General features: G+C 51.6%; 9 protein-coding genes and 1 pseudogene. 2 read left to right on the top strand and 8 right to left on the bottom strand.

The features are described 5' to 3' along the window. Positions 1-75 precede the first annotated feature (75 nt). From prpE to prpB, 4 genes are read right to left on the bottom strand one after another with little or no spacing between them, the layout of a single operon-like run. Positions 76-1962: a propionate--CoA ligase gene (prpE, locus tag QUE34_RS02120; RefSeq protein ID WP_032302519.1), complete on the bottom strand. Its 1887-nt coding sequence runs from the start codon at positions 1960-1962 to the stop codon at positions 76-78. Positions 1963-2001: 39 nt separating this feature from the next. Then, the gene (gene prpD, locus QUE34_RS02115; RefSeq protein ID WP_032302518.1) at positions 2002-3453 is read right to left on the bottom strand and encodes a 2-methylcitrate dehydratase; all 1452 of its coding nucleotides are present in this window, start codon (positions 3451-3453) and stop codon (positions 2002-2004) included. A 33-nt stretch (positions 3454-3486) separates the two neighbouring features. After that, positions 3487-4656: a bifunctional 2-methylcitrate synthase/citrate synthase gene (gene prpC, locus QUE34_RS02110; RefSeq protein ID WP_001285909.1), complete on the bottom strand. Its 1170-nt coding sequence runs from the start codon at positions 4654-4656 to the stop codon at positions 3487-3489. A 44-nt stretch (positions 4657-4700) separates the two neighbouring features. Next, entirely contained in the window at positions 4701-5591 is an 891-nt protein-coding gene (gene prpB / locus QUE34_RS02105; protein WP_032302517.1) for a methylisocitrate lyase, read from the bottom strand. Positions 5592-5829: 238 nt separating this feature from the next. Here prpB and prpR point away from each other — a divergent pair, with 238 nt between their 5' ends. Then, positions 5830-7416, top strand: coding sequence for a propionate catabolism operon regulatory protein PrpR (gene prpR, locus QUE34_RS02100; protein ID WP_032302516.1), 1587 nt, complete (start codon positions 5830-5832; stop codon positions 7414-7416). A gap of 97 nt (positions 7417-7513) precedes the next feature. Here the strand turns inward: prpR and yahO are convergent, their stop codons facing one another. Continuing rightward, positions 7514-7789: a DUF1471 family periplasmic protein YahO gene (gene yahO / locus QUE34_RS02095; protein WP_000691948.1), complete on the bottom strand. Its 276-nt coding sequence runs from the start codon at positions 7787-7789 to the stop codon at positions 7514-7516. A 184-nt stretch (positions 7790-7973) separates the two neighbouring features. Here yahO and QUE34_RS02090 point away from each other — a divergent pair, with 184 nt between their 5' ends. Next, complete coding sequence (locus QUE34_RS02090) at positions 7974-8606, top strand: LysE family transporter (RefSeq protein WP_032302514.1); 633 nt, start codon at positions 7974-7976, stop codon at positions 8604-8606. Positions 8607-8622: 16 nt separating this feature from the next. Here the strand turns inward: QUE34_RS02090 and QUE34_RS02085 are convergent. The 3 genes and pseudogenes from QUE34_RS02085 to yahK form a co-directional block, all read right to left on the bottom strand. After that, a pseudogene (locus QUE34_RS02085) lies at positions 8623-8863 on the bottom strand (hypothetical protein). A gap of 372 nt (positions 8864-9235) precedes the next feature. Continuing rightward, on the bottom strand, positions 9236-10051 hold the full coding sequence (locus QUE34_RS02080; protein WP_001353421.1) for a hypothetical protein: 816 nt from the start codon (positions 10049-10051) through the stop codon (positions 9236-9238). A gap of 242 nt (positions 10052-10293) precedes the next feature. Then, positions 10294-11343, bottom strand: a complete 1050-nt coding sequence (gene yahK, locus QUE34_RS02075; protein WP_032302513.1) for an NADPH-dependent aldehyde reductase YahK — start codon at positions 11341-11343, stop codon at positions 10294-10296.

Genomic DNA, 11343 nt, shown 5'->3' with positions numbered 1-11343 from the left:
ATAAGACGCGGTAAGCGTCGCATCAGGCATCGGCGCATGGTGTCGGATGCGCCACACGACACATCCGACAATACCTTACTCTTCCATCGCCTGGCGGATCTGATCCAACGACGCAGGATCATCAATAGTCGTCAGATCTCCCGGATCGCGTCCTTCACAAATCGCCTGGATCGTGCGGCGCAGCATTTTTCCGGATCGCGTTTTCGGTAATTGCGAGACAAACCAGACGTGCGCCGGGCGACCAAAGTTGCCAATCTGGCTGTCTACCAGCGCCATAATCGCCTTCTCTTGCGAGTGCGCCACCTCACGGTCTTCAAGACTGTCGCTTTCTTTCGGAATGACAAACGCCACCGCCACCTGCCCTTTCAGCGCATCTTTCACCCCAACCACCGCCACTTCAGCAACGTCCGGATGACTGGAGATACTCTCTTCAATCTCGCGTGTGCCAAGCCGATGCCCGGCAACATTAATCACATCGTCAGTGCGCCCGAGAATAAAGTGATAACCGTCAGCATCGCGGATGCCCCAGTCAAAGGTGGCGTACACCGGACGGGAAAACAGCGACCAGTACGTCTTCACAAAACGGTCGTCGTCGCCCCAGATGGTCTGAATACAGCCCGGCGGCAATGGCCCTTCCACCACCAACATCCCTTTCTCATTGACGCCGCACGGTTCGCCGGTGACTTCATTGAGCAACTGCACGTTGTATCCATACATCGGCACGCCGGGGCTTCCCAGACGTGTCGGCCTGTCGTCCAGACCGCGAGCAATCGCCATAATCGGCCAGCCGGATTCGGTCTGCCAGTAGTTGTCGATGACCGGCACATCCAGCGTATTGCTCACCCAACTGGCAGTCGGCTCATCCAGCGGTTCTCCCGCCAGATAGAGCACTTCCAGCGACGAGAGATCGTGTTTGCGAATTTCAGCGGTAGGGAATTTTTTCAGCACGCGGATGGCGGTCGGCGCTGAGAACATCCGGCTCACCTGATATTTCTCGACGATTTTCCACCACACACCGCAGTCAGGATAAGTCGGCAATCCTTCGTAAACGATAGTCGCCATCCCCGCCAGCAGCGGCGCGTAGACGATATACGAATGCCCAACTACCCAGCCGATATCCGACGCACAGAAGAACACACCGCCCGCTTTACCGCCAAAAATGGTGTCCATTGAGGTCGCCAGCGCCACCGCATAACCGCCGACGTCACGCTGTACACCTTTTGGTTTGCCGGTCGTGCCGGAGGTGTAGAGAATGCAGGAGGTTTCGTTGGATTCCAGCCACGCCACCGGTACCCGCGCACCGATGTGTTGATGGCGCAACGACGCGAAATCGACATCCCGCCCGCTGACGCGCGCCATTTTCGCCAGCCCGCGATCCACCAGCAAAACATGGCGCGGTTGATGCTGCGCCTGGCTTATCGCATCGTCGAGCAATTTTTTATAGGGAATGATTTTGCCACCGCGCGCTCCGGCATCTGCCGAGACAATCAGCACCGGTTTAGCGTCATCAATCCGCGCAGCCACGCTGTGCGAGGCAAATCCACCAAACACTACCGAGTGAATAGCGCCAATGCGCGCGCAGGCCAGCAGGGTAATATGCGCTTCGGCAATCATCGGCATATACACCAGCACCCGATCGCCACGCCGTACGCCCAGTGAGCGCAGCATTGACGCCACCGCGTTCACTTCGTCATGCAACTGGCGAAAGGTAAAGATGCGCTCTTCTTCTGTTTCCGAAGAGACGGCAATTAATGCCAGCGCCTCTGGCTGTTTCTCCAGCCAGCGGTCGATGGCGTTGTGGCACAAATTGGTTCGGCCTTCACAAAACCAACGGGCAAACGGCGGATTGCTGTGATCGAGCGTTTGCGTAAAGGGCGTCTGCCAGTCAATACGCCGGGCCTGCTCGGCCCAGAATTGCTCCGGTTCGTTAATCGAACGCTGATAAAATTCGCTAAAAGACATAATGCTCTCCTGTTGAACTTACGCCTTACCGCCGTTTACTTAAATGACGTACAGGTCGAGATACTCATTGACCGGCATCTGTTCCAGGCGAGCTCTGTCGAGAGAAACCTCCAGAATGCGCTGCTGTTGGCGAGTCGGGAACTGGCGCGCGAGATTGATTTTGAATTTATCCACCAGTTTTGGAATACCATCCTGACGGCGGCGAGCATGACCAATTGGGTACTCCACCACCACTTCTTCAAATCGCGTGCCGTCGGTGAACTCAAGGGTTATGGCATTGGCGATGGCGCGTTTTTCCGGGTCGTGGTAGTCAGCGGTAAATGCCGGATCTTCAAAGCAATTGATCTTCTCGCGCAGGGCGTCGATGCGTTTATCTTGCGCAACGTTGTCTTCGTAATCTGCCGCCGTTAAGCGCCCGAATAACAGCGGGATCGCCACCATGTACTGAATGCAGTGGTCGCGGTCAGCCGGGTTATTGAGCGGCCCTTTTTTGTCGATGATGCGAATACAGGCTTCGTGGGTGCGAATGGTCACTTTTTCGATATCCGCCGCCGTTTTGCCTGCTGCCTGCATCTGTTCATAGAGCGTCATCGCCGCTTCAACTGCCGTCTGAGAGTGGAACTCCGCCGGGAAGGAGATTTTGAACAGCACATTCTCCATGACGTAAGAACCGTACGGACGCTGGAAGCGGAACGATTCACCTTTAAAGGAGACGTCGTAGAAGCCCCATACCGGCGCGGTCAGGGCTGACGGGTAACCCATTTCGCCCGTTTTCGCCATCAGTGCCAGACGTACCGCGCGGGACGTGGCATCGCCCGCCGCCCAGGATTTACGCGTGCCGGTGTTCGGCGCATGGCGATAGGTGCGCAGCGACTGACCGTCCACCCACGCCAGCGAAACAGCGTTGAGAATTTCCTCGCGGGTCAGGCCAAGCATTTCGGCGACCACGGCGGTGGAAGCCACTTTCACTAACAGAACGTGGTCGAGGCCAACGCGGTTAAAGGAGTTTTCCAGCGCGATGCAGCCCTGAATTTCATGGGCTTTGATCATTCCGGTTAGCACCTGTTTCATGGTCAACGGCGCTTTGCCGCTGGCGACCGCGTTGCGCGAAAGCCAGTCCGCCGTTGCCAGAATGCCGCCGAGGTTGTCGGAAGGATGGCCCCACTCCGCCGCCAGCCAGGTATCGTTGAAATCGAGCCAGCGGATCATCGCGCCAATGTTAAATGCCGCCTGGACGGGGTCGAGCTGGAACTGAGTTCCGGGAACGCGCACGCCGTTAGGTACGACGATGCCAGGAACAATTGGCCCCAGCAGTTTTTTACAGGCCGGGTATTCGAGAGCTTCAAGACCGCAGCCGAGGGTGTCGAGCAGGCAGTAATGTGCGGTGTCGTAGGCTACTTTGGAGCTAATTTCGTAGTTCATGACGTAATCGACAATATCAATAATTTCGCGGTCGAATTCCGGGCGGATGTTGTTGATTTGAGCTGACATTGGGTACGTTTCCTTCTTGTTATTCGTAGAGGTTTACTGGCGCTTATCCAGCGCGACAAACTGGCGGTCTTCAGGGCCAACATAATTGGCGGAAGGACGGATAATTTTGTTGTCCTGACGTTGTTCGATAATGTGCGCCGCCCAGCCGGTGACGCGGGCGATAACAAACAGTGGCGTGAACATCTCGGTGGGAACGCCCATCATGTTGTAGGAAACAGCGGAGAACCAGTCGAGATTGGGAAACATTTTTTTGCTCTCCCACATCACCGTTTCCAGGCGATCGGCGATGTTGTACATCTTCAGCGAGCCGCCTTCCTGCGAGAGCTGCTTCGCCACACGTTTGATCACCTGATGACGCGGGTCGGCGATGGTATAAACCGGATGGCCAAAACCAATCACCACTTCTTTGTTTTCAACCCGCTTGCGGATATCGGCTTCGGCTTCGTCCGGCGTTTCGTAGCGTTGCTGGATCTCCAGCGACACTTCATTCGCCCCGCCGTGCTTCGGCCCGCGCAGTGCACCAATCGCGCCAATAATCGCGGAATACATATCAGAGCCGGTGCCCGCAATCACCCGGCTGGTAAAGGTGGAGGCGTTAAACTCGTGTTCGGCGTACAGCACCAGCGAAATATGCATCGCCTTTTCCCAGCTTTGCGACGGCTTTTCGCCATGCAGCAGATGCAGGAAGTGACCGCCGATGGAATCGTCATCGGTTTCCGGCTGGATGCGTTCGCCGTTGTGGCTGTAGTGATACCAGTAGAGAAGAATCGAGCTCAGCGACGCTAATAATTTGTCGGCAATATCCCGCGCGCCAGAGACGGTATGCCCCTCTTTTTCTGGCAGCGTGCAGCCGAGCGCGGAAACGCCGGTGCGCATGACATCCATCGGATGCGACGCCGCTGGTAAGGCTTCCAGCACGGTACGCACGTTAGCCGGTAAACCGCGCAGGGCTTTCAGTTTTGTTTTGTAGGCGGCGAGTTCGTCACGGGTCGGCAGTTTGCCGTGGATCAGCAGATGCGCCACTTCTTCAAATTCGCAATGTTCCGCCAGGTCAAGAATATCGTAGCCGCGGTAATGCAGGTCATTGCCACTTTTACCCACGGTGCAGAGCGCCGTATTGCCCGCCGGAACGCCAGAAAGTGCCACAGATTTTTTCGGTTTAATGACATGGGTACTGTTTTGCAGGATCGTTGTGTCGCTCATGTTGTCCTCGTCATTTGTAGGGTCGAGATATTTTTCGTTGTGTTTTATTTCGTCTGGCTACGGGCAAACAGGTCGTCGAGCTTTTCTTCGTACTGGTAGTAGTTAATGCTTTCATACAGCTCGTTGCGGGTCTGCATGGTGTCGATGACGCTTTTCTGCGTGCCTTCCTGGCGCAGGACGTTGTAGACATGTTCAGCGGCGCGGTTCATTGCGCGGAAAGCAGAAAGGGGATACAGCGCCATTGCGACATGGGCGCTGCGTAATTCGTCGGTGGTAAACAGCGGCGTGGCACCAAATTCAGTAATGTTGGCAAGGATCGGCACCTGCACCGCATCGGCAAACTGGCGGTACATGGCGAGTTCGGTAATTGCTTCCGGGAACAACATCTCGGCACCCGCTTCAACATAGGCCTGCGCACGCTCGATCGCCGCATCCAGCCCCTCTACCGCCAGCGCATCGGTGCGCGCCATGATCACAAAATCAGGATCGGTTTTCGCATCCACCGCCGCGCGGATCCGATCCACCATCTCTTCTTTCGAGACGATCGCTTTGTTCGGGCGATGACCGCAGCGTTTTGCTCCAACCTGATCTTCAATATGTAAGCCCGCCGCACCGGCTTTAATCATCGATTTCACGGTGCGGGCAACGTTAAAGGCCGAAGAGCCAAAACCGATATCCGCATCCACCAGCAGCGGCAGCGAGCAGACGTCGGTGATACGACGAATATCAGTCAACACATCATCAAGAGTAGAAATACCGAGATCCGGCAACCCCAGCGAACCTGCCGCCACACCACCGCCGGAGAGATAAATCGCCTGATATCCGGCACGCTGCGCCAGCAGCGCATGGTTGGCGTTAATGGTGCCGACAATCTGCAATGGATTTTCTTTAGACAGTGCAGCGCGAAACGCTTTACCTGGAGAGTGTAGAGACATAGCCCATCCTTTGTTATCAACTTGTTATTTACGTTGATAAACTCAAAGCAAGGGGTGTGCCACAATTACCTGGATGAAATTAAATGTTATATTTCAATTTGTTATAGATAAAGCCATGAAGTAATCCGCAAATATGCGTTTCAGTTAACGTTTCAGGCAATGTTTCACTGCGTTTCATTGCAACAATTATGAAACAAGACTAAACCCAATATTCGGTTTCTTAACTTTGCGGTGCGCTATGGCACATCCACCACGGCTGAATGACGACAAACCGGTTATCTGGACGGTATCTGTAACGCGGCTGTTCGAGCTGTTTCGCGATATCAGTCTCGAGTTTGATCACCTGGCGAATATCACCCCTATTCAGCTTGGCTTTGAAAAAGCGGTGACCTACATCCGCAAAAAACTGGCCAGCGAACGCTGCGACGCCATCATTGCCGCTGGCTCTAACGGTGCGTACCTGAAAAGCCGCCTGTCGGTACCGGTGATTCTGATAAAACCGAGTGGCTACGATGTGTTACAGGCGCTGGCAAAAGCCGGAAAACTCACCTCTTCTATCGGCGTTGTCACCTATCAGGAAACCATTCCGGCACTGGTAGCGTTTCAAAAAACCTTTAATTTGCGCCTCGACCAACGTAGCTACATTACCGAAGAAGACGCACGCGGGCAGATTAACGAGCTAAAAGCTAACGGCACCGAAGCGGTGGTCGGTGCGGGGCTGATTACCGATCTGGCAGAAGAAGCCGGAATGACCGGAATTTTTATTTATTCCGCCGCCACCGTGCGCCAGGCGTTCAGCGATGCGCTGGATATGACGCGCATGTCGTTACGCCATAACACTCACGATGCCACCCGCAACGCCCTGCGTACTCGTTACGTGCTGGGCGATATGCTCGGTCAATCACCACAGATGGAACAGGTACGGCAGACTATTTTGCTGTATGCCCGCTCCAGTGCGGCGGTGTTGATTGAAGGGGAAACGGGGACGGGCAAAGAGCTGGCGGCCCAGGCGATTCATCGGGAATATTTTGCCCGCCACGATGCGCGACAGGGCAAAAAGTCGCATCCGTTTGTTGCCGTCAACTGCGGGGCGATTGCTGAATCTCTGCTGGAAGCGGAGCTGTTTGGCTATGAGGAAGGAGCGTTTACCGGCTCGCGACGCGGAGGACGCGCCGGGCTGTTTGAAATCGCCCACGGTGGCACGCTGTTTCTTGACGAGATAGGCGAAATGCCGCTGCCGTTGCAGACCCGGCTACTGCGGGTGCTGGAAGAAAAAGAGGTCACTCGCGTCGGCGGGCATCAGCCTGTTCCGGTGGATGTGCGGGTTATTAGCGCCACTCACTGCAATCTCGAAGAGGATATGCAGCAAGGGCGTTTTCGCCGTGATCTGTTTTATCGACTGAGTATTTTGCGTCTGCAATTGCCGCCGCTACGCGAGCGGGTGGCGGATATTCTGCCGCTGGCGGAAAGCTTTTTGAAAGTGTCACTGGCGGCACTTACTGCGCCTTTTTCTTCCGCGTTACGTCAGGGATTACAGGCAAGTGAAACTGTGCTATTGCGCTACAACTGGCCGGGAAATATTCGTGAACTGCGCAATATGATGGAACGACTGGCGCTATTTTTAAGTGTGGAACCAACGCCGGATTTAACGCCGCAATTTTTGCAGTTGCTACTGCCGGAACTGGCGCGCGAGTCGGAGGAAACTCCCGCTCCACGTTTACTGACGCCACAACAGGCACTGGAGAAATTTAATGGCGATAAAACTGCCGCGGCCAATTATTTAGGTATCAGCCGAACGACATTCTGGCGGCGGCTGAAAAACTGAAATGCCGAATCCAGCGCGAACGCCTTATCCGGCATAAATTTCAATAGATGATCACCGATAAACTTACGCATCGGGCATGTTTACATGGGGTGCAGAATTATTTCTTCTTATAAATATTTGCCGTGCCGTGGATCTTATTGTCAGTTTGACCAGAGGTCAGCACCAACACATCTGCCCCTTTTTCATCCGCTTTTTTGATCAGATCTTCTTTCGCATCTGCAGTCGACATTTCATTACTGGTTGAAATATCACCTATTTTTTCGTACTGCGATGCAACTTTTTCAAATTCCGCTTTGGTCATTAATTCTGCGGCATAAACGTTGGTAACGGCAAACGCTAACGCACCGATTAACATTTTAGAGATTATTTTCATATTACGGCTCCAGAGTTGTTATCAAACTATCACCCACCCATATTATTGGGTTGATTAATAATTAGTTCAGTCAGGGCATAAACGCCAGTAACCGGAAATAAGACACTTTGTGATCTCTCTCGCATCCGATTACTTTTTGTAGAAATATGATGAAGTTACTTCACTTATTTATGGATCAAATCACATGGATCCCTTGCACGCCGTTTACCTGACCGTAGGACTGTTCGTGATGACTTTTTTTAATCCGGGAGCCAATCTTTTTGTGGTGGTACAAACCAGCCTGGCTTCCGGTCGACGCGCAGGAGTGCTGACCGGGTTGGGCGTGGCACTGGGCGATGCGTTTTATTCCGGGTTGGGTTTGTATGGTCTTGCGACACTCATTACGCAGTGTGAGGAGATTTTTTCGCTTATCAGAATCGTAGGCGGCGCTTATCTCTTATGGTTTGCGTGGTGCAGCATGCGCCGCCAGTCAACACCGCAAATAAGCACACTACAACAACCGATTAGCGCCCCCTGGTATGTCTTTTTTCGCCGTGGATTAATTACCGATCTCTCTAATCCACAGACCGTTTTATTTTTTATCAGTATTTTCTCAGTAACGTTAAATGCTGAAACACCAACTTGGGCACGTTTAATGGCCTGGACGGGAATTGTGTTCGCATCAATTATCTGGCGAGTCTTTCTTAGTCAGGCGTTTTCTTTGCCCGCTGTGCGTCGTGCTTATGGGCGTATGCAACGCGTTGCCAGTCGGGTTATTGGTGCAATTATTGGTGTATTCGCGCTACGCCTGATTTACGAAGGAGTAACACAGCGGTGAGCAGATAATTTACTCTCTACGTAATCAACCTGATTTGCCGAATCCCGCTCATCGGCGATGATACCCCCCGTAATGCGTGGTCCTTATTTCCGATAAGTTTACTTGAGTCTTTAGCTTCCCATTTCAGCCCACTCTCCCCTGTGTGGGCTTTTTTCATTTGTCTGCTTCAGTGAGTAGCTGGCAATGCTCCATCCACTCTGCAAGGATGATAATAAGAGGATCTGATTCAGAAGAGTTTTGAAAAATTGGACCGCCATCAAGGCCTCGAACCCCGTACCATACAACAATCCTGGTTGTCGTCTGCTCTTCCTGATGAGCTAATGGCGGTTTGTGATATGAGCCTTACAGCATATTGTCTGTCAGGCTTGAGTGCGATGCGTAAGATACAGAAAAGCCCCCACACAAACATGATGGAATTATGATTTTTTTCATATGAATGTCAACCAACACATTCATAAAACACTCGCACAAGTTCACTTTTTAAGCAACATGACGCCGATCACAACAAAATATCGGCGAAAAAGGAGGGTAAATGCCATTTGACGTAGAGATAAGCAGATGAAATGATTACCCGCTTTGCGATTCACTCTCTGATGGAATAACAAATTGGAGATGGAAAAGTTTCTAAACTAAAGAGTGTAGCGTATTTTAACGTGCTTATTTACAGGATAATATTTGTCACCTAATTCCTGCACTCTATTAGATACCCATTGATTTAATCGTGCATCATCTCTGTATGTTTTCACGTTCAGAACGGAGAGCAATAACATCACTAGCGATTCAGGAAAAACAGGGTAAATATTTTTTAAGTGCAATAATAATTCATACGCAAGCGCCTGCTTAATAGGTGCGTCTGCATCCGGAATGCGCGACATTTCGCGAAGCCATTTTTCTACATGCTCACATTCTTTCCCTTCACGGAAAAGTCTCAACAAAGGCATATGGTGCTCAAGAAGAATGCATTTGCAATCTGTTCGTACTGAATCGATAAACTGCACTAATTTCTTAAGTCCGGTGAAGCGTCCGGCATGGATATTCTCTTTAATATCAAGAAACACGTCATCCTGATCATATACCCAAACGGTCCCTTTTTGATTTTCAAGTATCCGAAAAACAAACTTAATCGGGTAATCAGGGTAATCCACCCAGTCATAAACTCCAGGGAAATCATTAAACTGCACATTTATGGTAAGCGCATTGTCGGCTGCCCACTCGCAATCTCGTACGGCAGCCATGAGATAAATGAGTTTATCATCATCGACTAAATCATCACGACAATCATAAGGATAATCATAGTATTGTTTAATCAAAACCTTGAATATATCGACACAAGAAACCAGTGTACTTCTGATATCTTCAGGTAACTGATTGTTTTTAAACGTATTGTGTACGCTTTGTTTCGTATATAGCAACAAATTATTGTGCGGCGCTTTTAATGGTATCATTGCGATCTCTCTTAAATAAAAATAAACGTCGCAGATAATAAAGCCCTGATTAAACCAGGCACTATCAGAAATCGCTCATAACTAACGAGTGAAGTATTGTGTACTGGAGGGAGTTATTTTAACAATTTGAATTTACGTTATAGGTTTTACCGCTACTTTGATATTATTTCGCTCTCCTTAACTAAAAAGTTAAGTGGAGAGCGAAGTTAATATGTTAAACCACAGGGTATTTATTAATTGTTTCAGTCTGTTAGTGTGCGATTATCGATAACAAAACGATATTTCACATCTCCTCGCAGCATTCGCTCATAGGCTTCATTAATTTGATCGGCCCGAATCATCTCTATATCAGCCACGATGCCATGTTCGGCGCAAAAATCGAGCATCTCCTGTGTTTCTGGAATGCCGCCAATCATAGAGCCGGCTATCGCGCGGCGTTTCATGATCAGGTTGAAAACTTCCGGCGATTTATGCGGTGTCGCAGGCGCACCAACCAGCGTCATGGTGCCATCGCGCTTCAGCAAGGTGGTAAAATCGTCGAGATTATGTGGCGCAGCTACGGTATTCAAAATGAAATCGAAACTCTTCACATGAGCCGCCATCTCATCGGCATTGCGCGAGTTAACAACTTCATCGGCCCCAAGGGCTTTTGCCGCTTCGCGTTTTGACTCAGACGTGGTAAACGCCACTACATGCGCCCCCATCGAGTGGGCCAGCTTTATCCCCATATGCCCCAGACCGCCAATGCCGACCACTCCCACTTTTTTACCCGGCCCGGCCTGCCAGTGACGCAGCGGCGAGTACGTGGTGATCCCTGCACACAATAAAGGCGCCACCGCCGCCAGTTGCGCTTGCGGGTGACGAATACGCAGAACATATCGCTCGTGAACGACAATCTGTTGTGAGTAGCCGCCCAGCGTATGGCCCGGTTCGTCCGGCGTCGGCGAGTTATAGGTGCCGGTCATGTGATCACAGTAGTTTTCCAGCCCGTCTTCACACTCTTCGCAATGTTTACAACTGTCGACAATGCAGCCGACACCGACCAGATCGCCCGGCGCATATTTTTCTACCTGATCACCAACGGCTACCACGCGCCCTACAATTTCATGGCCCGGCACGCAGGGATAAACCGTCCCCGCCCACTCGGAACGGACCTGGTGGATATCGGAATGGCAGACGCCACAGTAAGCGATTTCAATTTTGACATCATGCGGTCCCGGTTCACGCCGGGTAATATCCATCGGTTCCAGCGGTTGTTTAGCGGAATATGCACCAACAGCTTTGATCTTCAT

The sequence above is a fragment of the Escherichia sp. KS167_9B genome (assembly GCF_030295215.1).
GTDB lineage: Bacteria > Pseudomonadota > Gammaproteobacteria > Enterobacterales > Enterobacteriaceae > Escherichia > Escherichia coli_F.
Note: the sequence above shows the minus strand (reverse complement) of the source record. Positions and strands in the feature narration are given on the sequence as shown.

Bases quoted from the DNA above. Each gene is read 5' to 3' on its own strand.
- prpE (WP_032302519.1), bottom strand. From the start codon at position 1,962: ATGTCTTTTAGCGAATTTTATCAGCGTTCGATTAACGAACCGGAGCAA.
- prpD (WP_032302518.1), bottom strand. From the start codon at position 3,453: ATGTCAGCTCAAATCAACAACATCCGCCCGGAATTCGACCGCGAAATT.
- prpC (WP_001285909.1), bottom strand. From the start codon at position 4,656: ATGAGCGACACAACGATCCTGCAAAACAGTACCCATGTCATTAAACCG.
- prpB (WP_032302517.1), bottom strand. From the start codon at position 5,591: ATGTCTCTACACTCTCCAGGTAAAGCGTTTCGCGCTGCACTGTCTAAA.
- prpR (WP_032302516.1), top strand. From the start codon at position 5,830: ATGGCACATCCACCACGGCTGAATGACGACAAACCGGTTATCTGGACG.
- yahO (WP_000691948.1), bottom strand. From the start codon at position 7,789: ATGAAAATAATCTCTAAAATGTTAATCGGTGCGTTAGCGTTTGCCGTT.
- QUE34_RS02090 (WP_032302514.1), top strand. From the start codon at position 7,974: ATGGATCCCTTGCACGCCGTTTACCTGACCGTAGGACTGTTCGTGATG.
- QUE34_RS02080 (WP_001353421.1), bottom strand. From the start codon at position 10,051: ATGATACCATTAAAAGCGCCGCACAATAATTTGTTGCTATATACGAAA.
- yahK (WP_032302513.1), bottom strand. From the start codon at position 11,343: ATGAAGATCAAAGCTGTTGGTGCATATTCCGCTAAACAACCGCTGGAA.